The organism is Vibrio sinaloensis, assembly GCF_000808535.1.
In the GTDB taxonomy this organism is placed as follows: domain Bacteria; phylum Pseudomonadota; class Gammaproteobacteria; order Enterobacterales; family Vibrionaceae; genus Vibrio; species Vibrio sinaloensis_D.
In genome coordinates this window covers 197,401-224,197 of record NZ_JWLV01000045.1, presented here as the reverse complement: position 1 = coordinate 224,197, position 26,797 = coordinate 197,401, and the positions used below count along the sequence as shown (strand labels likewise).

The window sequence follows — 26,797 nt, the reverse complement described above, 5'->3', positions numbered from 1 at the left end:
AATCCTTCGTGCTTTCAGTGTTATTGTTATTGGCTGTCTTTCTTAAATAACAAAGCTGTTACTTACGTGCAACCTATATTCGAGTGTAGCTTGGATTTATTGAGATTTAGTGAGGGTATCGGTAGATAAACGAGTGTCGCGGTCTAAAACAAAGCCCAGCATCTTACTGGGCTTAAAAGCGCTAAGATTGGCGTTGGCCAGACATTACCTTGTCCATTATCGCCATACTCTGCTCGAAATAGGGGTTATAGGTGAGTCGAGCATGGGTTTTCCCGGGTTCAACGTATCCCCAAGCAGAAAACCAAATGTCTTCTCCTTGCGCGCATGAGTTTGACGTCTCTTCTGGTTGACCGTTACTGCAGATCAAGTTGCTCCCACCAACGCCATAATTTGGGTTTGTGGGTGAAAAGAGCAACCCCATGTGAGAGCCATTGGAGATGCGCTGTTCGGGTAGCCTCATACTGAACCGAGTCGAACGGGGCTCACTGAGATCGTGCTCGCCTTGCCACACAATATGGTTTGCTGCGTTTGGCATCTTTTCACTAAAGGTTGAGACCGCGTATTCGGTATCGATTACTTTGTCCCCCTCACTGAGTAACATGAAGACGGGGCGAGAGTAATTTGTAGCTTCCAGTTGTTCTCTGACGATGGCGGAAGTCTGGTAATAAATGGCCGCCGCGTTCATCGGCAGAGAGTTGTAACGTAGCGGATTATCCTCTGGGTCTTGGTCTGCCCACGTAATAAAGTGGCTAGCAAGTTCTGCAAATTTCACCACCCCTGAACCCGGTTCCAGAGCCGGAGAAAAGAGCAACAGCCCTTGGATAGATTCATCGGATAGCGCAGCAGAAGTTGCCAGGTTTGCCCCTGTGGAGTAACCACCTAGCCACAGTTGAGCCGTTTCTTGCTTGAGCAGTTCAATGTGATGATTGACGACTCCCTGCCAGTCTTGCAAGGTTGGAAGTTGTAAATCTCCCACTTTACTGGCGTGGCCAGGGAGGAGTATTGTTCGGACCAAGTACCCTTGCTCGGCAAGGTGTGTGGCGATATCGTGAAAAGAGTACGGAGAGTCACCCAGCCCGTGCACCAAAAGCACACCTTGACCGTTTGGTTGAGCGGGGCGATATTCGTGGGGCAATACACTTGCTAGCTCGGCTTGTTTGTCTTCGGTGATGAACAGGCGATGTTGCTCTAGCCAACTCTTTGTTTCGGCGACGTATTGGGCAAAGCTATCTTGGCTATAGTCTGGCAACGCAGCAGCCTTTTCATAGGCAGGGTCTTCGACTGGTGCACTGCAGCCGACAATCAATGCGGTCATTGTTGCGGCAAGGTAAAATGCGAAAGCAGACATCTTTCGCGTTGTGTATTCGGTTTGTTCTTGTTTACTTTGTGACTTCTTCATACTCGCCTTCAAGCACGCGTTCTTTGTCCTGTTTTACGTCTCTAAAATTAAAGTGGTTCGCTTTTAACGACTTCTCTAACTTTTTGCCCGTGATAAGCGCGGCAATCGTCAATGGGATGGCTAAGATTAGGCCAAACAGAATGGTAAATATGCCGATAAACAAGGCGAACATATTGGTGAGAATTCTATTCATATTGGATACCTCTTCTAATTCGATAACCAGAATAAGACGGCGTAAATGAATGAAACATGAACAAGGCGCAAAAAAGCCACCATCGTTAAACGAAGGTGGCAAATACGGGGGATTATTATACGTTATAGTGTTGTGGAGTTTTGCCCCGAGCAATGCGCGGGGCGATATCCATTTATAGGCAGATTATTTTGTTGGGAACGTTTTGTAACGAACGCCCATCATCTGCTCCATACAATGAACAACTTGGCAGCTGTAGCCAAATTCGTTGTCATACCAAATGTAAAGAACGCAGCGGTTGTCTTGAGCGATGGTCGCCGCACCGTCGACAACGCCTGCAAAGCGTGAACCTACAAGGTCAGTTGAAACGATCTCGGTAGACTCTGTGTAGTCGATTTGCGCTGATAGCTCAGACGTTAATGCCATTTCACGCAAGTAAGCGTTGAGCTCTTCTTTGTCGGTGCCTTTGTCTAGGTTTAGGTTAGCAATTGCCATAGACACGTTTGGCGTCGGGACGCGAATCGCGTTACCTGTCAGCTTACCTGCCAACTCTGGGAGTGCTTTTGCGACGGCTTTAGCAGCACCTGTCTCTGTAAGAACCATGTTCAGTGAAGCACTGCGTCCACGACGTTCGCCTGAGTGGAAGTTATCAATTAGGTTTTGGTCGTTGGTAAACGAGTGTACCGTTTCGATATGGCCTGAAAGCACGCCGTACTTGTCATTGACTGCTTTTAAGATTGGGGTAATCGCGTTTGTGGTGCAGCTCGCCGCAGAAACGATGGTATCTTCTGCTTGGATCACCTTGTCGTTCACACCAAATACAACGTTCTTGATGTCACCTTTACCTGGCGCGGTAAGAAGGACTTTCTCTGCACCGTTACAAGCTAGGTGCTGGCTTAAGCCTTCAGCATCACGCCATACACCCGTATTGTCTACAACAAGCGCATTTTTAATACCAAAAGTTGTGTAATCGACATCTTCTGGTTTGTTCGCGTAGATGAACTGAATGTAGTTGCCATTAGCGATGATCGCTTTGCGTTCTTCATCAACAACAATACTACCGTTGAACTGTCCGTGGACTGAGTCGCGGCGCAGTAAACTTGCACGTTTCTCTAGGTCACCTTTTTTACCACCACGTACTACAACAGCGCGCAATCTAAGTGGGTAACCTGGGCCACTTTTCTCTACCAACAGGCGAGTAAGAAGACGGCCAATACGACCAAAGCCATATAGCACAACATCACGAGGTTCTGAGACGGTTTTGCCGTCCATCGCACCCATCAAAGAGGTGTGTAAAAAGTCTTTCACACCATGAGCGTCGTCGCGGCCTTGCCAGAATTGGTGAGCCAGCTGCCCTACATCAATACGACATGGAGACAACTCCATTTCTGACAAGGCTTTGATTAGAGGAAGAGTCTGTTCTGGGGTGAGAGGCGTGCCGGTGTAACGGCGTGCGAGGCGGTGCGATTTAATAATATCAATGGTCGCTGCGTTGACGAGTGTTTTACCGAAAAGTAACACTTCTACGCCTTTTTGACGGTAAAGCTGACCAAGTAGGGGAGAAATTGATTCCGCAATCGTTTGGCTTGTTTGCCACTCTAAAAGATGTTTCTCTGGACTCATGTTTCGTTTGGACCTTTCACGTTTTGGGGGCTGACTCTACTTTGCTTGTAGGGGAGCGAGTAGAGATGGTTGCAGTGTTTGAATTTTGTAATTTTTATGCGGCAGGATTGTAATGCTTAACATCTTATTCTGCTAGCAAAATTAATGGCAGGCGATATTACTGTTTTTATGGGGTGTTTTGGTGAATTAACAGAAGATTTCTCAGTGGTTATGCTTATTGACAATTTCAAATCTTGATAGTTATTTCGTGAAGAAAAATACCAGTAGCACATAAATAGTGTAACGCTTAATCTTATGTTTATTTAATTCTGTGATCTTAAGTGTCTTATCAACGCTAAATGTAAACAAAACAGGCCAAATTGAGGGTTAGACTTTCGCGGTGCTGTGTCCTTGCATCAGTGGCTCGCGTCAAGGCTGGCAGAGATCACCTTTTCATATCCTAGATTTGCGATTGTATGGTTTGTCTACTCAGGTTAGTCAATAAGAGTGTGCTTGTTTTATTGGTTTATTACGCTGCGTATGCTCGCAATCGTATCGTCGACTCTAAGTTTTAAGCGTTTCGTTGCTTGTTTTCATTCAATACATTGAAAACTTAGCGCTATCTCGTCAGCAAATTCTCACAATAGTGTGAATACCATTGAATAACCTTCTACAATTGAATTTCTAGATTGCTCATTTGATTCAAGGATTGAAATCAAAATGCTTTTGACAAGAATGTCTATAAAAAGTCGACTGCTGATCCTGTGCTTACTTCCAACCATTGTGATTGTTTTACTCAGTGCTAATCAGGTTCATCAGATACAAGAGCGACTTGAAAGCTATCAGGTAATCAGTGAAAAAAATGCATCCATTAATCTCTTGATGGAGTATTCACATCATAGCTATGCAGCCTTGTCTAAGCAGTTGAGTGGCCAAGATGGGCAAACGTCGATTGCACTCGCACAGAGCTCTTTAGATCTGTTACTTGCCAAACAAAACAAGATGCTGTCGAATAAGGCGGAACGGGAGGTGTCGTCAAGCTATGTGGTGGAACTGCATCAGTTGATTACAGAGTTAAATCAAGCAAGTCCACAGCAAACCGTGGAACTTGGTCGCCTGATCTATGACATCTTATACGACCTCTATTCCAGCATTCTATTTACTGAAGGTGCTCATTTTAATAGTCGAGTACACCAGCTTGATATCATTCTCAGTGACCTCAGTTGGCTTCATTTCTGGATGGAGAGAGAGGCGTGGTTGGTTAAGGAAGTCGAAACAGAAGGCTGGCCTTACGCCGACTTTGCGCCTGAGTACTTTCGCATCAGCGAGCGCCAACAGTATTATTTAGATAAATTCATCAGCCTTGGCGCGGATACTCAACAGTTCCAAGGGCTGCTACAAAGCTTTACGAGCCCAGACTTTCAGCAAGGCGCGTTTGTCAAAGAGCAGCTCCTCTACAATCGCTTTTCGCAGCAAGAGGTTCAGCAGGCTGTTCTGATCGTAGAGAAACGAAACCAACTTCTTGAAAAGCAACTCATCACCTATTCTAGGCAACTTCAGCAAGAGCTCATTGATGAAATAGAGACTAATCAATACACCATGTGGGGGATCGCAAGCGCTGGATTAACGGTTTTCTTTCTCCTCTTTGCGTGGGGAGCCAGTACCTTATATCGGATCAATTCTAAACTCACCCGCATTTTAACGGTGATGAGCAATATGCGAGACAGCGGACATGTTGATCAAATACCCATCGATGGTATCGATGGTAATGATGAATTTACTCGTTTCGCCCATGAGTTGAATGACACCATTGCGCGGCAAAAAGCGTATCAAACCAAACTCGTTGAAGCCAAGGAACACGCAGAAGCGGCCAATCAGGCAAAAAGTGTGTTTTTGGCCAACATGTCCCATGAGATCCGAACTCCACTGAATGGCATTATCGGCATGACAGAAGTCCTTTCAGATAGCCAGTTAAACGGCAGTCAGAAAGAGATCCTTAATGATATTGATGCGTCGTCTCATGCCTTGTTGGTGTTGATCAACGACATTCTTGATCTTTCTAAAATTGAATCGGGTAATTTGGTGCTGTCACCACACACTGCAAATTTACGTGAGATCATTTTTGACACCATGAATATGGTTAACGCTCAGGCGCTCAAGCAGGAAGTCACGTTAGAAGTTGAGTTTGCTGATGATGTGCCTGTGTATGCGGAAATGGATGAATTTCGCGTCAAACAGATTCTGATGAATTTGTTGAGCAATGCGATCAAATTCAGTGCGAATGGTTCTGTTTTGGTTCGACACTCGGTTGATACGCAGCACCGCTTAAACATCGAGGTATTGGATACCGGTGTCGGCATTGCCGCAGATAAACTTAACGACATCTTCAAACCGTTCACGCAAGAAGATGGCACCATTACTCGTCGTTTTGGTGGCACGGGTCTTGGGCTGGCCATTTGTCGTCAATTGGTTGAATTGATGCGTGGTGAGCTGGTGGTTGAATCTCACGTTGGCGAGGGCAGTCGATTTACCGTTATTCTGCCGTTAGTGAAACCACAGCGATCGCCGGTTCCGGTTTGTTACGATCTTAAAGTCCTGTTTATTTCTAACCAAGCCACTCACCAGCAGCTTGCATATAAAGAATGTGTGCGCTTGTGTAGCAGTGTTACGCAGAGTGAAAATTGTCAGCAAGTGACGGATCTATCTGATGATTTTGACCTTGTGGTGTATTGTTTAGCGCGTCATTCAAAGTCCCGACAAGACTTAGCTAAGTTAAGAGCGCAGTTTACGTCTGCGGATATTATCGGCCTTCAGCATCATTTGTACATTGAGCCCGATCTCGAAGGGCTGCTTGTCGCGCAAGTGACACTACCGATTTTAGGTAAACGGTTTGAAAATGTACTGAGTCAATGTCAAAACGACTCTCGATTTCGCATCGCTCGGCAGGTCCCGCCGCCCATACCTGATACCGGGGATGTTAAGCGGGTACTGATTGTTGAAGACAACTTAATGAACCAGAAAATAGCCAGTTTTTTTCTTAGTAAGGTAGGGATTGAGTTTGCAATAGCCAGTAACGGTTTAGAGGCATTAAATCTCGTCAAAAGTGGCCAAGAGTATTGCGCGGTGTTAATGGACTGCATGATGCCGATTATGGATGGATTAACGGCCACGAAAGAAATTCGTAATTGGGAACGGGAAAATCAAAAAGCGCCGGTGCCAATTATCGCACTCACCGCCAGCGTATTGCCTGAGGAGATTCAGAGCTGCTTTGATGCGGGTATGGACGCTTATCTCCCTAAGCCCTATAAATCAAAGCAGCTTTTTGACATCTTTGAGAAACTAAGCGTCACCTTCTAGATCACTTAAAGGTAACCAGTTTACTTTAACCCCAGCTTGCAAAAACATCTCTTGGCTAACCTTGATTTTGTCGCCCCATCGAGAGAGGAAATCTGGGGTTTGCTCGGGGCAGTGGACCGCAGAGATGCCTGTTTGAATAATCTTAGCCGCACAGTTTGGACAAGGAAAATGGGTAACCCAAATCTCGCAGCCGTCCAAATCGCGCTTTGCAAATAGAATGGCGTTCTCTTCTGCATGGAGAGTCTTGAGGTATTTCATCTCTCTATCGTCTGTCATTGCACTGTCTGAAATGCCATGTGGATAGCCATTAAAGCCAACGGAAACAATACGATTTTGTTTAGTAATGACCGCGCCAACTTGTGTTGAGGGATCTTTACTCCAAGAGCCAACAAGTTCCGCCATTTGGTAAAAGCGTTGTGCCCATTTCGATATCATTAAGTTTGTCCTCTGGAGATGACCTCTTATCCAATCGAGGTTGAATAAGAAAAAGATTAATGTGATAGAGATCGGCTAATAATATCCTAATTTATTCCGCTTTAGTCCAGAAAATGCGTATTGATTCTCTCGACGGCGGGCGTTTGCAACGATATTAGACGATCTGGATCACACATAGCTAAGTGTGCTCAAACTTCAGAATATGACGTATTGCCCGCTTTCTTGTGCGAGATCTCTTACAAAGGCGTGAGCGTAAAGCGGAAGCTAGCCTGAGAAAATCTCTAAAACAATCCTTAAGTATCTGTTTTATATGTTTTTGTTTGGTTTTTGTTCAGTTTTGATAGGGGGATTTTCTCCAATATTTGATTGTTTAATTTGGTCGATTGCTTAATCTTAAGTTGTCAGCAGGGAGCAGACACGGAACAGGAAAGACCCAAGGATAGGTCATCTTCAGGACGAAGATTCGATTATTCAGGATGAATGGTCGGCAAGGAAAGCGAAGGACATTGGCTGGACGCTAGTAACTAGGATGGTTACACAAGGAAAGACAATGGACGCTTAACGGACTAAGGCAATGCTATCAGGATGATAGAACAGGGACACCGCTTAAGGATTAAGTGATGTGAGTTAACTAGGAAAGTTAACGGGCTGGATTGCCAAGGACACCGCTAGGATGGCGATGATAAGGAAAGTGCTGAAGGATTCAGCGTGCTATCAAGGAATAGATGCAGGGAGCACCTATTAGTAGCCGGATTGCTGCGAGTAAGATTAGACCCCACTAGGCGAAAGCTTAGTGGGGTTTTCTTTTTTCTGCTCTTCCCATCGAGATACCCCGCGTAACAATTCTTTGCCTACCATTGTTGAAGATAAAAAGTTGAAGATAAAAAAAAGCCAACCTCAATAAGTGAGATTGGCTGATATAAGTGTGAACAATTGAGTTCACTAACAACGTCAGTTGGCTAGGTGACCCTCGGCTTAAAAAGGGTCATGAATACTATTGCAGTATATGTGCCAACTTTTATAGCGCTTAATTGCGCTATTTTTAGCCAAAATAGGCGTTTTTTTCGTTTCCCTTTGCAATATGAAAATGCAAAATGCAAGTGACCATACATTTGCTAATGATATATTTAATAGCTATATGATTACAGCATGACCAAACTTGCGGTGCCTAAGAAGGCGAAAAAGCCCACAACATCCGTAACCGTCGTCAATACCACCGAGCCTGCGAGGGCAGGATCGAGTTTCAGCTTATCCAACGCAATAGGGATTAACACGCCAAATAGCGCTGCGGTAATGATATTGACGATTATCGCTAGTGCGATAGTGGCGCCGAGTATCGTCGATTGAAACCAAAGCCCAGCCATCGCACCAATAATTAGCGCCCACAGCAAGCCGTTTATCGAACCAATTCCAATCTCATTTTTAAGCAGCGCCCAGCGGTTACCCGGTGTAATTTGGTTTAATGCCATCGCACGAATCATCAGGGTCAGCGTTTGGCTACCCGCAATGCCTCCCATAGACGCGACAATCGGCATCAATACGGCTAACGCGACCACTTGGGCAATAACATCTTCAAAAAGTCCAATGGTCACAGAAGCCAAAATCGCGGTCATTAGGTTAATCCCCAACCACACGCCACGTTTTTGTGAGCTTTTCATCACTGGCGCAAACAGGTCATCGCCTTCGTCCATACCGGTACCCGCCATCAAGCGAGATTCGTAGATTTCTCTTTGGGTACTTAACGCAAACTGCCAATCAATTTCGCCAACCAGCATTTGAGTCTCATCCGTGACGGGCATGGCGGAAACCGACGAGTGCTCCAGCGCTTCAATGGTTTCTGCTAGCGAGAGTTTCGCATCCAGTGTAACCGCGTTTTCTATGGCGATGTTTTTAAGACGCTCGGTCGGCTCGGCGCGAAGTAGATCAATATAATTGACAACCCCACGGAACTGCTTACGTTTGTTGATTAAATAGATCTGTTGCGGCGCGTCGTAGCTGTATCGCTCCATCAAGATGTTGGCTTTCTCAACCGATATATTGAACGGTAGGGTGACGACTTTTCGCTCTGCCCATCGACCGAGTTCATCATCTTCGTACTCATTGGCTTGGTCGTAGAGCTCAAGCTCATCTTTTTCAATTAGAGATAAGGCTTCGTTGATGATCTCTTCTGGGAGAGAATCCGCCCACTCGATTAAGGAGAGGTTATCTAGCTTTGCAAGCGTTAGCTTTAGCTCGATTTCCGACAGCTCTTCAATGATCGAGTAGCGTACTTCCGCACGCGCTTCAGTAAGGACCTCAATATGCAGTTCTAAAGGCAGGCTTCGCCAAAGACGGACACGCTCGTCGATGGGAAAAGCTTCGAGAATGAGGGCGACTGCACCGGGTTCTAATCCGTCTTCGATAGAGTCATTTAAAATAGCAACTTGTTCACCGTCTTCCGCTTGAACAATTTGTTCGATCAGTACGGAGAGGTCTTGCAATTGGCTCACTGAGTACCTCGAATATCAATGTAATAGAAACTGATGATCAAGGTACTCTAAAGTGGAAGAAAAACAATCCCCTAACGTGGTTAAGTGCCTAGATAGGGCGTGACAAGTCGATGAATGTTGACTTTCGCGCCAATCCTTGCAGCAAGAAGGTACAAACCACCGATTTTTCGATGTAGGAACAGAGCATCTGCAGGTGGAGTGTGCCAGTAGTCTTGCTCCATACTCAACACCGAGCCAGCTTGCCGCAATCGCGTTGCTAAGTCACTGCGTTTAAAGTCGTACGCCTCGTCAACCAACATAGGTTCACACGCCATGTTGACCAAGTTGAGAATCGCACTGCGTTGCTCGGGCAAAATGCCTTGGCTGAAAAAGCCGATTTGTTCGAGTGCGCTGTTTAACCCTGTTTCATCTTGATTAAGGGCAGCACGAAACGCTTGCCGATAGCCGGAACTGAATCGCTCGCTATATTCACGTGTTGCGCCAAAATCCAGAAGCCCGATTTGCTCTGTTTCTCGCATGAAGAGATAGTTGGCAAAATTGGGATCGGTTTGAACCATTTTGAACTCGAACAGCTCTTTAAACAGAAGGTCGAGCAAGTTTGTCATGGCGCGGTCTCGCACTGCTTCAGGCTCGTTGACTAGAGTCTCAATGGGCTCGCCTTCAAGGTATTCCATTGCAAGGACAGATTCTGAGCTGATCTGCGAATATACTTTCGGCACGACAAAGTGGGGGGAGTCTTTCAATGCATCCCGATAGCGATGGGCAAACTCCGCCTCTCTGACATAGTTTGCTTCATCATGAAGTTGCCACTTTGCTTCTTCCAGCAATCCTTTGTAATCCACAGAGTCGGGGATCAGTCCAACCATTTTGAGCAGGGTTCCGGCGTTGTCTACATCGCTGTCGATGCTTTTGCGCACGCCAGGGTACTGAACTTTTATCGCAATGTTGTCGCCATCATCACTGTACGCTTGGTGGACCTGACCAATCGACGCACTCGCGATGGGCTTAAAATTGAAGGCGAGGAACTGAGATTTCCACTCTGCCCCTAGCGCGTCCGCGAGCGTTTGGCTCAGCTGCTTTGAAGGCATTGGGTCGGCGTCGGAACGCAATGTTGCCAAGATTTCGGCGAGTTCTGGCTCAAGAATATCACCCGCATCCATTGATAGCATTTGGCCCATTTTCATCGCAGCGCCGCGAAGATGCGCCAATTGTTGAGTTAGGCGGTGAATGTTTTTTGGCGTGAGCAGGAGATCGCGCACATTCGGTTTATTGCCTTGAGCGATTTGCTTGGTGCCTTCGGCAATCACGTTTCCGGTCACCCGTGTTGCCAATGAGGCAAATTTACTGAACCTAGAGATGCGATGAGTAGGAAGGCTGCGTTCCTTAGTCGACATGAACTTCTCCCGCTGAGTTAGTTGGTTAAATCTCCTTGTTTATACGGTAGAAAAACGCATTTGGACACAATAAGAATGAGAAACCGCTCATTTCTGAGCGGTTTTGGTGATCCTTAAATGGAATAGAAGAAGTACAGCTGCGATTTCATCCGGATGATGATTCCACGTATGGCATCAAGAAAAGCCATAAACCCAATGGGTTTTTCTCCACTTACCCATGCGAGCCCGACGGACCCGACGGGGATATCGTACCCCTCTGGTTCTTCGATTTTAAGCCTCACGAAATGGTGCTTGTTTTGGAGGTTTTGTCCGGTTGTTTTCCGCACCGATTGATCCAAACCTAGCAAGTTGCTTTGTGCTTCTCCTGTGCCTTCGACAATGCCTTCAACCTCTGCGGAAAAGATCTTTCCTGGGTAAACAGAAGAAGCAAATTCTGCGACTTGGCCTGGTTTCACGTTTCGAATCGCTTGATGGTTAACGCGCATCAGAACGTATTTTTCTTCGGTGTACATTTGCAGGCGAGGCATCATGGAAACGCGCTGCCCCTCACGTAGAATGAAGTTAGTCACAAACCCATCTGCTGGTGCGCGAACCAGAGTACTGTCGAGATCCCATTTCGCTTTCGCGAGTTGCTCTTGCGCTTTTTGCCAGTCGGCGTGTTTGGCTTTGACCGCGAGTGTCGCTTTGCTTATCGCCAGCTTCGCTTTATCCGTTTCCACTTGCTTGGTTTGCAGTTGAGATTCAATGGTTTCGATATTGAGCTTCGCTTTCGCAACTAAGGTTTCTTGTTTGTCGATGTCACTGGCGGTAATGGTGTTTTCGACGACGCGATTTTGCTCTTTGTAGCGTTTAAGCATCTTTTGTTGCAGTTCATAGTCGACTTTAGCCATTTCAAGCTGGCGCTCTGTGGTGGTTAAGTCTTGCTGCATTGAGGCGTAGGTCGCCTTGGCAATAGCTACATCTTCTTGAGCGACCTCTTTCGCCACGCTGGTGGCTTCTTCCGTTACCTTGGCTTGATTATAGGCGATTTGATACTGGGTATCATCAAGGCGGTAAATCGCTTGCCCTTTTTTAACTGATTGATTGGGTTTAATAAATATCTCTTCGACTTTTCCGGTAACGTTGGCAGAGTCAGGACGAAGCTGAATATGAGGTGATTGAACCACCGAACCACCGGATAAGTCCATCGGGGTGAAATTGATCAGTCCAACCCAGACAAACATTAGCCAAGACGCGCCCCCGAGGTAAGCGAACCCTTGAGTGAATTTGTTCCAAGGCATTCCCACTAGGCGAAGTAAGTAGATAAATAATGCCCAAACGGCCAAGCCTTCTAACATTATGCTTCCTCGTGTTGTGTTTCAGTTTTTGGGGCATGTCGCCACGTGTCGCGAAGGTTAACAATCGCTTTTTCCATATCGACAAAGGCAAGAATCACGGCGAGAACCCAAACCCAATGCCACAAGAAACCGATCCATGTGAGGGCGGTGATTAAGCCTATTTGATGGTGATCCTTACTGTGCGCTTTGTTGATGGGCAGTTCATGAAACTTCCAAAAGCCAACGATCGCGGCGCCAACGCTGGCGATAAGGACAAAAGCGGCAACAACATGAAGTGCAGTGTCTGCGCCTGTGCCGACAAAAGGAACGCTTAACAAACTCATTGAGGTCTCCAATCATTCTGAGAGCCGCCAGTGTGTTTGAGATTTGCCTACATCGATTTTTTGTGACAGATTAAATCACAACTTAGTGATTTATGATGTAATCAGTATGAATCAAGTTCGATTTATTCGTGCGCTTGGCATCAAGCAGCTCCACTTACTCGCGAAGCATCGCTATGGCATTAGGCAAGGTGGGCTTCATATTCCTGAAAGCGCGTTAGAGAACCCAATGACACTGCTCCCTTTGTCAGAGGTCAACCGTTGGTATGAAAAGCTCGAAGAGCAGAGTGAAAACAGCGATGTGATTTTGGAGTTAAGTCGAGAAATTGACCTCAGCAAACTTGGCGCTATCTCTCGTTGGTTTTTGTCCGGCTACGATCTTGCCTCAACCATTCGTCGCATCAACCACGGGCTTAGCTCACTTCAATCTGGTGCCTATCTGTCTGGGGCGCAAAGTGGTGCGATCTTAAAATGGATCTACCACAACCCATACATTGAGCCGCAGTGTAAGATTCACGACAGTATTCGAGTGGCGGTCTTTATGACGAAGATCTTACGTAGCTATCTTGGAGAGGACTTTACGCCAATGCGAGTCCTGGTGTCGGGAACGCGTAAAAACTGCGAAAAATATGAAGCATATTTTGGCTGTCCTGTGGAGTGGAGCCATTGTAAAACCGAGATGTGGTTTCACTCTGATTTACGCTTGGCGACACAACAGAAAAACTTGTTCCCTCAGCAACGTTTAGCGATGAACTTCTCTGATTTGGATGAGTTCCTGAATATGCCGGAACCGGACGATGAGGTGAAGGTGATCTATGAGGTCATTAATTACAGTCGTCATTACGGGCTGCCGACATTGGAACGAGTCTCGGGTTTACTGGGGCTTTCTACTCAGCAGTTTCAGCGTAAGCTGCATGGATTTGGAATGAACTTTACGACAGTGATGGGGTATGTGCTGAGTAATACCGCGGTGAAGTTGCTCAGCCGCGGTTTGTCGCCTGACGAAGTCGCGTCACATTTGGGCTATCAAAACAGCGCCAGTTTCAATCGCATGTTTAAAAAGCATCGCGGTTTGACGCCCAAACAATATGTGCAGCACTTTCAAGATCTTTTTTAGCCCGACGTGCCTTCTATGAACGGTGCCAGCGGTCTCCATAAGCCGCTCTGTAGTCGGGCTCTGGCAGGTCACCGAGCCCGTCTGCTGGCTCAAGCGGCCCGACGACGGTGCGATAGGGCAGGACGCCCGCCCAAACAGGTCGCTCCAAATCACTTTTGTCATCATTCACGCCTGAGCAACTTATTTTCACCGAGGCTTCCGTGAGAGGAATACGAAGCACCATGGTCGCCGCGAGTTCTTTATCGCTACTGAGTCGAACGTGATCGGTTCGACCAGGTGCGATGTGTTCGATAAAGTGGTTTAGCACCTGATCCTTTTCCTGCTTATCTTCAACGCGTTCGAAGGTGCCAAAAGCCACGGCTGAGCGATAGTGTGCGCTGTGGTGAAAAGCCGATCGAGCAAGCACCCATCCATCAAATAAGGTAAAAGTGAGACAACTGGGCTCTCCTTTGCTTAGATTACGCATCAGTCTGCTGTTGTTCGCCCCATGAACGTAGATGTGGCGGTCGACTCGCCATGCCAGCATGGGAATGATCACGGGACCGCTTTCCGTCGTAATGGCAATATGTGCGATCAACGACTCATCTATGATTGCGTCCAGTTGGTCTGGGTCAAAGACAGCTTTGTGCTGTCCTTTGTTGATTTCGGTTCTTTTCGTTGTCGATAGCATCGCAAAACTTCCTTTCTTATTGCTCCATAGGTGATAAGGTATCGTCGAAGTGGTACTTTGATTAGAGCCAGTTTTTTATAATGGATGGATCCAGTTTTGACGCCAATCGACAGTGGGGATTTAACCCTAAGTTGCAAAAATAGCTCATTGCAACAACAGCTTTTTCAAGCCATTCGCAGTAAAGTCGTTAGCCATTTGTGGCCGCTTGGAGGCAAGCTGCCATCAACGAGAAAGCTGGCACTCGAGCTCTCTATAAGCCGCAATACTGTGATCGCTGCCTATGAACAACTCGTCGCAGAAGGCTATCTTGAAAGCCGCCCAGGGTCAGGGTTCTTTGTTGCTGTAGAGCTTCCGGAACACTACTTAAATGTGAAGGATAGGAGTCCCAAATCGCCCGCACCTTCTGCGTGCAGAGAGCGGCCATTGTTGAATCAACCATTCTCCCCCGGTATTCCTGATTTGGCGCAGTTTCCAATCGAAAAGTGGCAGCGTTTCTTGCAGCGCCACTCGGGACGCTTGAGTTTGCTTGGTTGCCAAGACGTGCAAGGGAGTATGGCACTGCGCAGCGCGATTGCCGACTACTTAGCGACCAGTCGCAGCGTTTCGTGCTCGCCAAGCCAGATTGTGGTCACTTCGGGCGCTCAACAGGCGTTGTACATTGCAAGTCGAGTGATTTTGCAATCGGGCGATGCACTTTTAATGGAGCAGCCGGGTTATACGCAAATGAGTAAAATCCTCGACTTGAATCGAGTTCAGGTCGAGCCACTTTGCGTGCGTCAGCATCAAGGGTTTGACTTGCAGCAGGTCTTCTCTAGCCGTGCCAAAGCGCTCTATATCACTCCCAGTAATCAATACCCGATGGGAACGACGTTAAATACAGAGCAGCGTCTAGCGCTTATTCAATGGGCAGTGGCAAGCAAGAGCTGGATTATTGAAGACGACTACGACAGTGAGTTTCAGTTTGCTCATCGTCCCTATACAAGTTTGCAAGGTCTTGCCAGTGATGTGGGAGGCGCGAACCGTGTAATTTACATTGGTTCCTTTAGTAAAGTGATGTTCAATGGACTGAGGCTTGGCTATATGGTGGTCCCTGAATCGATGGTCGAGCAATGTCTAGTGGTCAAAGATGCAATGGGAGGGGATACGCCAACCCATACTCAAGAAGCGCTCGCAGATTTTATTCGTGAGGGTGATTTACTGCGCCACATTCGCAAGATGCGTCGTCTATATCAACATAAGCATGCGCTGACTTGTCAGTCGATTAACCGCCATTTTTCGCCACAGGTTGAGGTGATCAGCCAAGCGGCAGGGTTGCACGTGACGCTTAGCTGGTGCTGCTCTGTGGACGAAGCGGAGTTTGTCTCTCAGGCCGCGGAAAATGGGCTAGTCATTCGTGCGCTTAGTTACTACGAAGACAGCGCGGTTAAGCAGAGAAGAACCCGAGATTGGGGAGGTGTTGTGCTCGGGTTTGGTAACGTTGCATTGGACGACATAGAGTCAAATATCGCCAAGTTAGCGCGAATATTTGACTCACTAATGGCGCAGGCTTAGTTGGGCTCGATTTGGGTTTCTTTTTTGCCAGAATACTTTTGCCACGGTAACGAGAGAAGCCCGAATACGCACAAAGCGTAAAGCATGGACCAACCCAAACAAGCGAAGACCAGCACGCAAAGCATTAGCGAAACCGCAGCTAGCCAACGGCCAGCTCCAGTCAAAAGTTTGAACGCAGAGAGCATGGCCAGCAGATACACCAGAACGAAGATGCCATTAGCTAGCTTGAGGAAAAACTCCAAATCGAGTCCTGAGATTTCACCAATCACGCAGGAAATGAGCAGCACGACTGCAATCGCAATCGTCGCATTGGCTGGAACGCCACGAATGGAGAGTCTTGCCAGTGCACTATTTGGGCGATAATCCCTTGCTTGCGCCCAAACCATTCTCGACAAACTTTGTGTGTAGAGGTTGACGCTAGCGAAGCAGGCTGCGAATCCAAGTCCACTGATCAACAGTTTAAATTTCTCGCCAAACAGTTGCTCAGACAGCCAAGGAATCGAGGCGCTGTCAAAGCCCGCTGAACCATAGGCTTGGTATTTTAGAATCACGACCGAGCAAGCCCAGTACGTTGCGCCTGCGATAAAACACCCAATCAAGATCGCGATAGGGAAATCACGTTGTGGGTTTTTAAACTCTTCTCCCATATGCGCAAATGCTTCTATACCGACAAAGCACCAAAACATCACACCAAGCGCCGCGCCGATACTCCAGAGGGATTCTTGAGTAAGTTCTGGCATAACCATGTCTGATGTACCAATTGAACCTTGCCACCAAAAGCTCGCGATGAGAGCGAAAATACTCAGCGCGATGACCGTTTGTAACCTTCCAGAGGATTTGGTCCCCGCGAGGTTGACCGCGACAAGCAGACCGACGGTGATAATTTGTGCCACAAGAGAGCTATTGATTGGCTGTGGCAGAAGCTGTTGTAAAAAACCGGCTGCCAAGGCAATCGCAGCGGGAACGCCAACAGGAATGACGCTAACAAACAACCAAGCGACGCTTTTTTCTAACCGCTTATTGAACGCTTGTCTGACAAAGTAGGCTGTGCCGCCTGCATTTGGGTAACGTTTTCCAAGTTGGGCAAACGTTAGGGCGATTGGGCAAATGGCGACAAACAGAATCAACCAAGCCCAGAGAGAAAAGTGGCCAGCAATACCCGCGGCGATGGCAGGCACCATAAATAGACCTGTGCCGAGTAACGTGGTTGAGAGTTGGCCTATGCCAGAGATTAAGGTGATGTCCTTTCTGAGTTCGCTCATTGCATTGCTTCCTGTGCTAGTGGATTACAGCTTAATCAATTACTCACATGATGACAGCCATCAATTCGTCGTAGATAAAAGTCAATGTGACGGAAATTCCTGTTAGATAAGTCAAATTGAACACTTTCCCCTGTCGGGCGTTTGTGTCACATTACTTTTAATCAACAGGATAAGTTGGGTAATGAGCTGGAAGAATATGGACAAATTTGATCATCAAATCATAGAGATACTAAAACGCAACGCGAGATCCTCCGTCAGTGACATTGCTCGTCAGGTCAATCTGTCGCGTTCGGCTGTGACGGCACGCATTGCTAAGCTGGAGCAGGAAAAGGTTATTTTGGGCTATCACGCTCAACTTGCAGATAAACAAAGCGACGCTCCTAAAATTCAAGCCTATTTGGCGCTTAAGTTCGATATGTCCTCGACGACTCAGTACTGCGAGACTTACGCAGAAAAGATCTACCAGATTGACGGGGTGAAGTGGTGTCATGCGATCAGTGGCGAGACTGACATGATGCTCTTTGTGGAAGTGCCAACCATGCAGCGGTTGAATCAAGTCCGTGATGAACTGCAAACCATCCCTGAGTTACGACATTTAATGACCCATACCGTCTTAACGGAGTTTTTCAATACCCATGGCCATTGACCAGATCAACCTAAACCTGCTTCGCTCATTGCAAGTGCTGTTAGATGAGTGCCATGTGAGTCGCGCCGCCGAGAAGCTCAATCTAACTCAATCGGCAGTAAGCAGACAGCTGTCCCAACTGAGAGAGCTGTGCGGTGATTCCCTATTAGTTCGTGATGGCAATCAGTTGATCCCGACACCAAAGGCGATGGCTATGAGAGGAAAGCTGGCTCAGCTGCTGGGTGAGGTAGATCAATTGCTCAATGATAAACCGTTTGATCCTTTGCTGTGGCAACAAGAGTTTGTCATATCCTCGAGTGACTACGTGGCGCAGTATATTCTGCCCAATATTGTCGCCCTCGGTGCTGAGCATGCGCCGAAGGTGAATCTGGCGTATCGTCTATGGCAGCCTGACTATCTTTCCAAAATGAATGAGCAAGGCATACATTTAGCATCTACCATGTTGCCAGAGCCGCCCAAACATCTGAGCAGTGTTCAAATTGGCGAAGACAAATCCCTGTGCTTGATGCGAAAAAGCCACCCATTGGCGAGCATTGAATCGCTGAGCTGTGACCAGATAACGGCGTATTCACATCTCAAAGTGACGGGGGGAGGAGACAAAGACAGCCCTGCAGATATTGCCCTGAATGCATTAGGTTATCAGCGCAGAATTGCACTCAAAGTGCCGTTCTTTTCAGCTGCCATTAATGCCTTACTTGCCAGTGATTATTTGATGATTGTGCCTGAGCATATTGCGATTAATCTCTCACGTGAGTATCCACTTACTTACGCGACTCTCCCTTTTGATACTCAGGCACACCAATATTGGCTGATGTGGCACCCTAAATATGACCTCGATAGCGCGCATCAATGGATGAGAGAGCGGGTCCTCCATGTCATGCAAACATGCCCTTATTCGATAGGTATGATTTGAAATCATGATTGGTATGATTAATGACAATTTCAAATCATAACTTGTGTCATTTACCTTGATAAAAGGACACAACAATTAGGAAAAAAAGATGACTCTGACGGTTTGGCTTTCACTGTTTACTATTTGCCTATTAGGTGCGATGTCGCCTGGGCCAAGTCTGGCGCTCGTGGCGAAACACAGCTTGGCAGGAGGCCGTATGAATGGACTCGCGGCGGCATGGGCTCATGCGACAGGGATTGGTATCTATGCGTTTATTACCCTTATCGGCTTGGCTGTGGTGCTGCAGCAATCCCCACTATTGTTTAAGAGTATCAGTTACGCGGGCGCGGGCTACTTAGCCTACTTGGGATTCAATGCGCTGCGCTCGAAAGGTGGTGTTGCCGCTAAGCTGGAATCGGGTGAGCAAACTAGCCTTTGGCAGTCGGCGCGAGAAGGCTTTTTAATCTCACTGCTTAGCCCTAAGATTGCTCTTTTCTTTATCGCACTGTTTAGCCAGTTTGTTGCAGTTGGGGATGGCTATGCGGCCAAAACGGTGATCGTTGCAACGCCTTTGGTGGTCGATGGTTTGTGGTATACCTTGATTACTTTTTTACTATCCAGCCCGAAAATAATTGATAGAATTCGTTCCAAAGCACAGTTGATCGACAGATTGTCTGGCGCGGTACTCATATTGCTTGCTATCCGAGTCGTGCTTACAGTCTAGATAACAACCATGCCCACGTTAGAATGGGCAATCAGGGAGAAAATAATGATAAGACTTGCGGTCATTGGGACCAACTGGATCACAGACCAGTTTGTTGAAGCGGCATTGAAATCGGGGGAGTATCAACTTTCAGGGGTATATTCGCGTTCACTTGAAAGTGCAGAAAAATTTGCGGAAAAGTATGATAACCCTGCGCTGTTTGATGATCTTGATGCGCTAGCGACATCACCTTTGGTCGATGTCGTGTACATAGCGAGCCCCAATAGCCTACATGGCCCACAAGCGATTCAAATGATGGAAGCGGGTAAGCACGTTATCGTTGAAAAACCGATGGCCTCAAGTTTTGCACTCGCACAGCAGATGTTTGAGGTGGCAAAAGAACACAATGTGATTCTGTTTGAAGCCTTTATGTCTTGTCATATGCCTAACTTTAAGCGTTTAAAAGACGCCCTTTCGGGAATCGGCAAGATTCGCAAAGGTTTGATCACCTATTGTCAGTATTCGTCGCGTTATCAAAAATACCTCGCGGGCGAAAATCCCAATACGTTCAATCCAGCGTTTGCCAACGGTTCCATCATGGATATTGGTTTCTACTGTTTGAGTTCAGCAGTTGAGCTGTTTGGTGAGCCCTTGGCAGTGAATGCGCAAGCGCACCTTTTGGAGTCAGGAGTGGACGGCAGTGGCAGTGTCACTATGAGCTACGATGGCTTTGAAGTGGTCTTGCAACACTCGAAAATCAGCGATTCCTACTTACCGAGTGAAATACAAGGGGAAGAGGGGGTACTGTTGATTGATATGATCTCGACAGCGAAGAAGCTCACCAAATTCACTCGAGGCCGTGATTTAGGCGTGGATCTGAGCGTTAAGCAAGAGACCAACCCAATGTATTACGAAGCACAAGAGTTTGCTAGGCAGTTCAAGCAGAAATCAGCAGATGAAAAGTGCACGCAACGATCCTTGATTGTGGCAAAATTACTTGAGGAAATTCGCCGCCAAACCGGTGTGAAGTTCCCAACAGATACGATTAGCTCAACCAAATAAGAGAAAAACAGATGCAAGCTGAAGTGAAATGGATTGATGAGTTTAAGTTTTTAGGTCACTCCCAGTCGGGGCATTCCGTGGTAATGGATGGCAACGGCGGTGCGACCGCGCCAAGCCCGATGGAGATGGTACAGCATCCGAAATTTAACTGAATTTTAACATGTGGCTGTGAATATCGAGTAGGGAGCCACTTCATATAGTGGCTCAATCGAAGCATCAAGGTCCTTTATTTAGTTGCTTGTACCATACAAACGAGCGCCCATATCTTTTTTTCCAGTAGGTCGATCTTCTTTATTCGAAAATCCTAAACAATGGAATGTAACTTTGTTGCTAAGAGCTTGTAGCTTAGGGAGTGATTTAATATTGATGCATAGGCAGATAACATGAATCTGTTTGTTGTAGTTGTTTGGTAATCTTCTGACAATATCTTCGATTGTTGCACCTGTATCAATTACTGAGTCAATGATAACAACATCTTGATCCATAGAAACTAAGTCGATACTACTGCTTCCTTGATGGTATGTAGAATATTGTCCATCGAAGTTATGGACAAAACCATTTGCGATGAAGTTACCTGAGCGATCCATAGAAATGACTTGATAGTTATTTTTTTCGATATCGATCTTGGAATGAAAAGATTCTTCAATTAAACGTCCAATTTCAAGGTGTCGCTCCCTAAGAGCCGAAGGTTTAAGATCAAAATCGAATTGATCTTGATACTTGCTTCTTAACTCTTCATCCTGAGGTAAAAAGTAGTTATTCAAAAATATAACATCAGAGAATCGTTTGCTTGTAAATTCACCATTTTCATGAGTAGAGTTTAAAAAACCAAATTGAAGTTTGTTTTTAAGACAATAATCCTCAGCAGCCTGAAACTCGATTTCTGACAGTTCTTTAAGTTTGTTTCGGCTTTTCAAGTCTCGAAAACGAGTTTGAGCAAGATTGTCATTTGTAATGTTTTTATTGATTTGAACTGATGAGGCATTCAAAAATATCAATCCATCGCTAACAGAACGATTTTCATTAGCCATTGCACTGATTCTAATTCCTTGTTCAAGGTTATCTACATACATATGTCCATCGAAAAATGAGAATTTATTTATTTCTTTGTCATAATAAAGCTGATAATGAAACTTATTTATTATGACTTCCCGTTGCTCGATAGGAAGGTTGTTAATTTCTTTTAGAGATAGCCCCTCACTATCTAAAAATGCAAACAGTCGAGATGATGTTTGGGCAGCAACACCACCTTCAATACTGTCAGCAAGAAGCTTTGTTGCAGTGGTTTTACCTGAGCCTTCTAAGCCAACCACGAAGTAAAGTTTGTTATTCATTTATTATTATTCTCTTTTAAGTATTGAATAGACTTACCCGCTATTCTTTCTAAGTTCCCTGAGCTTTGAACAGCTACTTTTATGCTCGATTCTCTATTGACTGTGGCACATGAATAGCATGCCTCTTTCGGTTTTTTATCAGACAGGTAATTAATTACTTGTTCTAAGTTTGTTTTTTCATTGATAAGTAATCCTTGGTCATCCCAACCTTTTTTGGCGATTCGAGAGCAACTAAAAATGCGTCTACGCTCTAAACTGACATCAAACTTCCGGTAAAAGCATGTTTGCCAATGGTGTTCAGTTTCTTCTCTACTGTTATACACTTCGGAAAGAAGGTCATCCCAAGCATCTTTTCGTCTAAAATCGATGTTGCCTTTAAAATTATGTCCTTGAAGAAAATCAGTCCATGCAGATTCAAAAGTGTTTGTTTTGATATAGTCACTAATAACAATACTATCTAATATACAAAGTAACTCAGGTGGTAAACCTTTCGGGTATAGCCCATTTGTTACTAATTCAACTTCTTTTGATACATCTATATCTTTTATCTTCCTTACCGTGGTGTACAAATCTTTGAAAAGGGTTGCTTCACCGCCAGCAATTATGATTTTGTTGATTTTTACGCCACAGCGTTTTAAGTTTAATAAAGCATCTATATGTTCATCTATGCCCAATTTACTGTAAGGGGATAGTTGATTTGGGACGTTAAAGCCACAACCAATGCAGTTTAGATTACACTGTGAATTGACAGATATCTCTAACTCTCGAATGACACCCTCAGAGAATACATTAGCCAATTTTTTTGTTCTTGAAGAAGAGTTATTTGCCAAGCTATTTGTTTTTTTTTGTTGCTTCAAACTGGTTCCTTGTTTTGTTGAATATGTTTAATTGCATTGTGAAAAAACAGAGCGACTAAGTTATTTCGTGACCGCATCGGCTACATACTGTTAGTCTTCCTATCTTTCGTGGTTTTCCGATATTCATACACTTTCTACATATTAAGGCATCTCCCAACGATTTTTGAGAGGAGGGCGTATGAACGGGCTGTTTAGATCTGCGGGCTTTTTCTTTGTATTGCTTTGGCTTTGGGAAATGAGCGTAGGAGCGTGCTAACTTATCGAGACGCTTTCGTTCTTCTTGCTCTTGCCTTATCGCTTCATTCCTAAGACGTTCTTTTTCTTCTTTCTCTAACTTTAGCCTCAGCTTTTCGTCATTAATCTGTTCAATTACCTGCGATCTGAGCTGTTCGGTATCGATGAAGTATGTCTTCTTACTATCTTCATCGTATTTGAGCATTGAAAAGTCAACAATCTCAGAAACCCACTTGTATGAGATTGATAAATCTTCTGTCATATATGGTTGGCGGTAGTAGCATTTCAGAGCAAGTCGCTTATTGAGTTCAGATTCATGGTTTGCTTCTTGATTGAAAACAAATACATTTGCTTTGTTAGCATAGGCAATATCGAGAGTTGTGAATTTATCAGGGTCAAAATCAAGGAAAACCCAAGTTATATACGCCTCATTATTTTTGTAAAATTCTTCTCTACTAATAATAATATCAAGGAGAGTGGTTGATACTTGGAGCTCAAATACGATTTCTCGTTTGTCAGATAGCAATTGAGCTGAAATATCAGGTCTTCTCCAGCGTTTAGCAATCCCCACAGGATTCTTCTCCCTAAACGTTTTTTCAACATGTATTTCATCATTAAAGAGAGGATCTGACTTTAAAAATTCGGCTAACTTTTGTTTACCTTCTCTGTGCAGTCTGCCTTCTTTTTGACCGTTGTACTTCATTGCCTGAATCTCTTCCATCGTAAGATTCGTAGTTGTTTTGATGGGACAATCTTCGGAATCTTTTACATGAGCAAAGAAGGTTGTTCGCTGTGGCGTTGCTCGTAAAACTACAGGTTGAAAGCAAACATTGCATAGAGCGATAGGATTAGTTTTCCTATTTTTGGCAATTGCTGTCCTTAGTTCGAAAAACTCTTGTTCTTCGCAAGCATCTAAGAACTCATTTGCGTCAATTACCTTGTCTTCGTGTGCCATAAAAACCGAAGTCATATTTCTCATAACAGTTTCCCCAACCATTCCATCAAAATATATTGTGCATTTTATTGCTTCTGTACAAAAATACAGTTCAGAGGCGCGTGATCTATGTCAGGTTTTGCGTATAAGTGAATAAATTCAATCACCTACTATCAATATATGTCAGATATGTTTTACGCAAATACCCTTATACTAATATGCATCAAAGTTGTTAGAGGCGTAGTAAATGAAGGTAATTCTGGTTGATGCTGAAAATGTCGGGTTAAAAGGTGTTGAGAAGGTCAGTGCATCTATATCAGATAGAGTCTTTGTCTTCTCTAAATCTGAAAACATAGAGCAATACTGTGAAAAGTCTTTGTATCAACACATCTCTGATTACCCTTCAGGAGCAAATCAGGCTGATTTTTGTATCATTGCATACCTTATGAGGTTTTTAACTCTCTATGACATTAAAGCTCTCTCGAAGCTGGTATTTCAACTACGTAGCAACGACTCAAATCTAATTACTGCATTTCAATATCAATGCAGTAGGTTCAATGTTAAGTCAGAAATAGTAAGGACAAGAGATACATCAAAGGTCGTTGCGCTGCCTGTTGAGCAGGTTAAGTCTAAGGATGAAGCTGCCGAAGTGTTGCTGTATGATGCCTTGTCTAAGCCAAGAGCATTGGATGAAAAGCTTCAGGCAGAACTTGGTCTACCGAGGCAAGTTTTTACCAAGGCTGTTAATTCTCTTTCGTCAAGCAACAAGATTATTCGTTCTCCTGAAACAAAGAAGAAATGGGTTCAACGGTAGGCTTAATCAAATATGGTGGTAAACTAAGAACCATTAACGAAAGTAGCATAGATATAAAGAAGTCACTCGTTTGAGTGGCTTCTTTACGATTGGATAGGAAGTATGAATTATGAAAGCAGAAGTTAAGTGGATTGATGAGTTTAAGTTTTTAGGTCACTCCCAGTCGGGGCATTCCGTGGTAATGGATGGCAACGGCGGTGCGACCGCGCCAAGCCCGATGGAAATGGTATTGATGGCCGCTGGTGGTTGTAGCTCGGTAGACGTTGTCGATGGGCTCAAAGAAGCGGGTCAAGCTGTGACAGCATGTACTGCCAAGTTGACCACAGAGCGTCGTGAAACGGCACCACGTATTTTTACTAAGGTGAATATTCATTTTGAAGTGTCTGGAGAGAGCCTAGATGCAGAGGTTGTCGCGAAAGTCGCTGCCGATTCTCTGGAAAAGTATTGTTCAGTGTGTTTGATGCTTGGCCAAGGTGTGGAGATGACACACAGTTGGGAAATCATCTAGTTTCACGCTCACCTCATAACTAGCCGAGCAATTTGCTCGGCTTTTTTGACGAAGATAATCACTATGTTTCAAACCCATAAATTTACTATCGCCGGTATTGCGGCCATTCTGCTTTGGAGCAGTGTGATGGGCGTTGCCCGTGCGGTAACGGAAATGCTTGGTCCTGTTGGCGGAGCCGCGTCGATTTACACCGTTGCTGCCCTGTTTCTTGTCGCGGTGATGGGCGTGCCCAAATGGCGCCAATATTCTCTGCGTTACGTGCTGCTCGGCGGCGGGCTTTTTGTCGCTTATGAGATGTGTTTAGCTCTGGCTTTGGCAATGGCGAATGATCGCCAACAAGCCATTGAAATGTTGGTGATTAATTACTTATGGCCAGCGTTAACCGTGCTTTTAGCGGTGCTGGTGAGTGGCAAGAAAACCAATCTATTGGTGTATCCAAGTGTGGCACTGGCGTTTGTGGGCGTCGCATGGAGTATTTCTGGCGATCAAGGGCTCTCTTTAACCCAAATCAGTGCCAACATTGCCACTAACCCGACGACCTACGCGATGGCGTTTGTTGGCGCTTTCCTATGGGCAATCTACTGTAATTTGACCAAGCGAATTTCCAATGGGCAAAATGCTATCACGCTGTTTTTCATCATGACGGCGATTTCTCTCTGGATCAAATACGCCCTAAGCGCAGAAACCGGAATGAATGTGACGTTAGAGTCTGGCAGCTTACTTTTGGTAGCTGGCGTGTTTATGGGCAGTGGCTATGCGTTATGGAACTACGCCATCATTGGTGGGAACATGGTGCTACTGGCGACGTTGTCGTATTTTACCCCTGTCTTATCGACCATTATTTCGTCGATTATTTTAGGGATTGCACTGTCGTCTAGTTTTCTACAGGGCGTCGTGATGGTGACCTTGGGGTCGTTGATGTGCTGGTGGGTGACACGAGATAAACCGATCACCAAACAATCTCGATAGGCGTGCCAACAGTCACTAGGCTGAGTAACTCGTCCATTTCTTGATTAGTAATGGCGATACAGCCGTCTGTCCAGTCAAAGCTTTGCACATAATTGGCTGGACGACGCTCTCCGTTTTTCAAACCGTGTATCTTGATGTCTCCGCCTGGGTCGAGGTTGTGTACCCTTGCATACGTTCTATCCCGCAGGTTGGGGTAGCTAATATGGATCGACTTATAATATTGCGAGTCTTCGATAACAAAATCGAGATAGTAGCGACCTTCTGGGGTTTTTTGATCGCCTTCCTGTCTCTTATGTCCTTTTGGTGATTTCCCCAGAGCGACTCTATACTCCCGCACCACCTCTTTGCCTTCCATCAGGTACATTCTGCGTTTAGATTTATCCACTTTAACTAAGTCTACGCCTGCGATGGACACTGCTGAAAACAGAGTCAGTAACGTCATCAACAATAGTTTTTTCAATGGTCTCTCCAGAGGTGTTAGGGTTATGCGCCCTTGGTACTTTTATTTTATACCGATCCAAACTTAGGGATGATCCTCTTTCTTCGAGGTCTTATCGGATAAACAAATTACATATTGCTCACTAATGTAAGTTTTGGAAATAAGATCATAAAAAATGTAAGTCGTATCATATCTCGTAAACTTGCTTCATATGAAATGCGAGGCAGTTAACAATGGCCCTGAATAACATTTGATTGCACCTTGGTAACTGTTACTTTTTTA

General features: G+C 45.4%; 24 protein-coding genes and 1 pseudogene. 11 read left to right on the top strand and 14 right to left on the bottom strand.

What is annotated here, in order from left to right:
* Positions 1-181 precede the first annotated feature (181 nt).
* From RJ47_RS17545 to RJ47_RS17535, 3 genes are all read right to left on the bottom strand, one after another.
* A complete protein-coding gene (locus RJ47_RS17545; protein ID WP_052237982.1) occupies positions 182-1,399 on the bottom strand; it encodes an alpha/beta fold hydrolase in 1,218 nt (405 codons plus the stop codon).
* Positions 1,380-1,592, bottom strand: coding sequence for a hypothetical protein (locus RJ47_RS17540; protein WP_039477052.1), 213 nt, complete (start codon positions 1,590-1,592; stop codon positions 1,380-1,382). Before RJ47_RS17540 ends, RJ47_RS17545 begins: the two co-directional genes overlap by 20 nt.
* A 183-nt stretch (positions 1,593-1,775) precedes the next feature.
* Positions 1,776-3,212, bottom strand: coding sequence for a glyceraldehyde-3-phosphate dehydrogenase (locus RJ47_RS17535; protein ID WP_005469781.1), 1,437 nt, complete (start codon positions 3,210-3,212; stop codon positions 1,776-1,778).
* 699 nt (positions 3,213-3,911) lie between these two features.
* On the opposite strand from RJ47_RS17535, the gene RJ47_RS17530 reads away from it, so the two are divergent.
* Positions 3,912-6,548: a hybrid sensor histidine kinase/response regulator gene (locus RJ47_RS17530; protein WP_039485738.1), complete on the top strand. Its 2,637-nt coding sequence runs from the start codon at positions 3,912-3,914 to the stop codon at positions 6,546-6,548.
* Here the strand turns inward: RJ47_RS17530 and RJ47_RS17525 are convergent.
* The 5 genes from RJ47_RS17525 to RJ47_RS17505 all read right to left on the bottom strand — a co-directional run bounded on the left by RJ47_RS17525 (position 6,531) and on the right by RJ47_RS17505 (position 12,526).
* Positions 6,531-6,983, bottom strand: a complete 453-nt coding sequence (locus RJ47_RS17525; protein WP_038134952.1) for a dCMP deaminase family protein — start codon at positions 6,981-6,983, stop codon at positions 6,531-6,533. The genes RJ47_RS17530 and RJ47_RS17525 overlap by 18 nt on opposite strands.
* Positions 6,984-8,125: 1,142 nt before the next feature.
* A complete protein-coding gene (locus RJ47_RS17520) occupies positions 8,126-9,472 on the bottom strand; it encodes a magnesium transporter (protein WP_005469595.1) in 1,347 nt (448 codons plus the stop codon).
* An 80-nt stretch (positions 9,473-9,552) separates the two neighbouring features.
* On the bottom strand, positions 9,553-10,866 hold the full coding sequence (locus RJ47_RS17515) for an ABC1 kinase family protein (RefSeq protein WP_039485737.1): 1,314 nt from the start codon (positions 10,864-10,866) through the stop codon (positions 9,553-9,555).
* Between the two features lie 113 nt (positions 10,867-10,979).
* Positions 10,980-12,203 (bottom strand): HlyD family secretion protein, encoded by a 1,224-nt coding sequence (locus RJ47_RS17510; protein WP_039485734.1) that lies wholly within the window; start codon positions 12,201-12,203, stop codon positions 10,980-10,982.
* On the bottom strand, positions 12,203-12,526 hold the full coding sequence (locus RJ47_RS17505) for a hypothetical protein (RefSeq protein WP_039485731.1): 324 nt from the start codon (positions 12,524-12,526) through the stop codon (positions 12,203-12,205). Before RJ47_RS17505 ends, RJ47_RS17510 begins: the two co-directional genes overlap by 1 nt.
* A 106-nt stretch (positions 12,527-12,632) precedes the next feature.
* Here RJ47_RS17505 and RJ47_RS17500 point away from each other — a divergent pair, with 106 nt between their 5' ends.
* Positions 12,633-13,640: an AraC family transcriptional regulator gene (locus RJ47_RS17500; RefSeq protein ID WP_082016360.1), complete on the top strand. Its 1,008-nt coding sequence runs from the start codon at positions 12,633-12,635 to the stop codon at positions 13,638-13,640.
* Between the two features lie 13 nt (positions 13,641-13,653).
* Here RJ47_RS17500 and RJ47_RS17495 read toward each other — a convergent pair whose 3' ends face one another.
* Complete coding sequence (locus tag RJ47_RS17495; RefSeq protein ID WP_039485729.1) at positions 13,654-14,310, bottom strand: pyridoxamine 5'-phosphate oxidase family protein; 657 nt, start codon at positions 14,308-14,310, stop codon at positions 13,654-13,656.
* A gap of 96 nt (positions 14,311-14,406) precedes the next feature.
* Between RJ47_RS17495 and RJ47_RS17490 the strand changes: the two genes are divergently transcribed.
* Positions 14,407-15,861, top strand: coding sequence for a PLP-dependent aminotransferase family protein (locus RJ47_RS17490; protein ID WP_419831551.1), 1,455 nt, complete (start codon positions 14,407-14,409; stop codon positions 15,859-15,861).
* Here RJ47_RS17490 and yjeH read toward each other — a convergent pair.
* A complete protein-coding gene (gene yjeH / locus RJ47_RS17485; protein ID WP_039485724.1) occupies positions 15,858-17,123 on the bottom strand; it encodes an L-methionine/branched-chain amino acid transporter in 1,266 nt (421 codons plus the stop codon). The two genes, RJ47_RS17490 and yjeH, sit on opposite strands and share 4 nt — an antisense overlap.
* A gap of 196 nt (positions 17,124-17,319) precedes the next feature.
* Between yjeH and RJ47_RS17480 the strand changes: the two genes are divergently transcribed.
* The 5 genes and pseudogenes from RJ47_RS17480 to RJ47_RS21075 form a co-directional block, all read left to right on the top strand.
* A complete protein-coding gene (locus RJ47_RS17480; RefSeq protein WP_038134973.1) occupies positions 17,320-17,769 on the top strand; it encodes an Lrp/AsnC family transcriptional regulator in 450 nt (149 codons plus the stop codon).
* Positions 17,759-18,682 (top strand): LysR family transcriptional regulator, encoded by a 924-nt coding sequence (locus RJ47_RS17475; RefSeq protein WP_039485721.1) that lies wholly within the window; start codon positions 17,759-17,761, stop codon positions 18,680-18,682. Before RJ47_RS17480 ends, RJ47_RS17475 begins: the two co-directional genes overlap by 11 nt.
* 88 nt (positions 18,683-18,770) lie before the next feature.
* Positions 18,771-19,385 (top strand): LysE family translocator, encoded by a 615-nt coding sequence (locus tag RJ47_RS17470; RefSeq protein ID WP_039477035.1) that lies wholly within the window; start codon positions 18,771-18,773, stop codon positions 19,383-19,385.
* 45 nt (positions 19,386-19,430) lie between these two features.
* Complete coding sequence (locus tag RJ47_RS17465; RefSeq protein WP_039485718.1) at positions 19,431-20,426, top strand: Gfo/Idh/MocA family protein; 996 nt, start codon at positions 19,431-19,433, stop codon at positions 20,424-20,426.
* 11 nt (positions 20,427-20,437) lie between these two features.
* Positions 20,438-20,557 (top strand): annotated as a pseudogene (locus tag RJ47_RS21075) (osmotically inducible protein OsmC); the annotation flags it as partial.
* Between the two features lie 99 nt (positions 20,558-20,656).
* Here the strand turns inward: RJ47_RS21075 and RJ47_RS17460 are convergent.
* The 3 genes from RJ47_RS17460 to RJ47_RS17450 are packed head-to-tail and all read right to left on the bottom strand — an operon-like array spanning position 20,657 to position 23,830.
* Entirely contained in the window at positions 20,657-21,760 is a 1,104-nt protein-coding gene (locus RJ47_RS17460) for a phosphoribosyltransferase (protein ID WP_039485715.1), read from the bottom strand.
* A complete protein-coding gene (locus tag RJ47_RS17455; protein WP_039485712.1) occupies positions 21,757-22,617 on the bottom strand; it encodes a radical SAM protein in 861 nt (286 codons plus the stop codon). The genes RJ47_RS17460 and RJ47_RS17455 overlap by 4 nt, the downstream gene beginning before the upstream one ends.
* A gap of 55 nt (positions 22,618-22,672) precedes the next feature.
* Positions 22,673-23,830: a DUF6035 family protein gene (locus RJ47_RS17450; RefSeq protein WP_197058154.1), complete on the bottom strand. Its 1,158-nt coding sequence runs from the start codon at positions 23,828-23,830 to the stop codon at positions 22,673-22,675.
* A 202-nt stretch (positions 23,831-24,032) separates the two neighbouring features.
* Between RJ47_RS17450 and RJ47_RS17445 the strand changes: the two genes are divergently transcribed.
* The 3 genes from RJ47_RS17445 to yddG all read left to right on the top strand — a co-directional run bounded on the left by RJ47_RS17445 (position 24,033) and on the right by yddG (position 26,076).
* A complete protein-coding gene (locus RJ47_RS17445; protein WP_039485709.1) occupies positions 24,033-24,599 on the top strand; it encodes a hypothetical protein in 567 nt (188 codons plus the stop codon).
* Between the two features lie 109 nt (positions 24,600-24,708).
* Positions 24,709-25,107 (top strand): OsmC family protein, encoded by a 399-nt coding sequence (locus tag RJ47_RS17440; RefSeq protein ID WP_039485707.1) that lies wholly within the window; start codon positions 24,709-24,711, stop codon positions 25,105-25,107.
* A gap of 63 nt (positions 25,108-25,170) precedes the next feature.
* A complete protein-coding gene (gene yddG, locus RJ47_RS17435) occupies positions 25,171-26,076 on the top strand; it encodes an aromatic amino acid DMT transporter YddG (protein ID WP_039485705.1) in 906 nt (301 codons plus the stop codon).
* Here the strand turns inward: yddG and RJ47_RS17430 are convergent.
* Positions 26,057-26,518, bottom strand: coding sequence for a L,D-transpeptidase family protein (locus tag RJ47_RS17430; protein WP_038192209.1), 462 nt, complete (start codon positions 26,516-26,518; stop codon positions 26,057-26,059). The two genes, yddG and RJ47_RS17430, sit on opposite strands and share 20 nt — an antisense overlap.
* Positions 26,519-26,797: the final 279 nt, after the last annotated feature.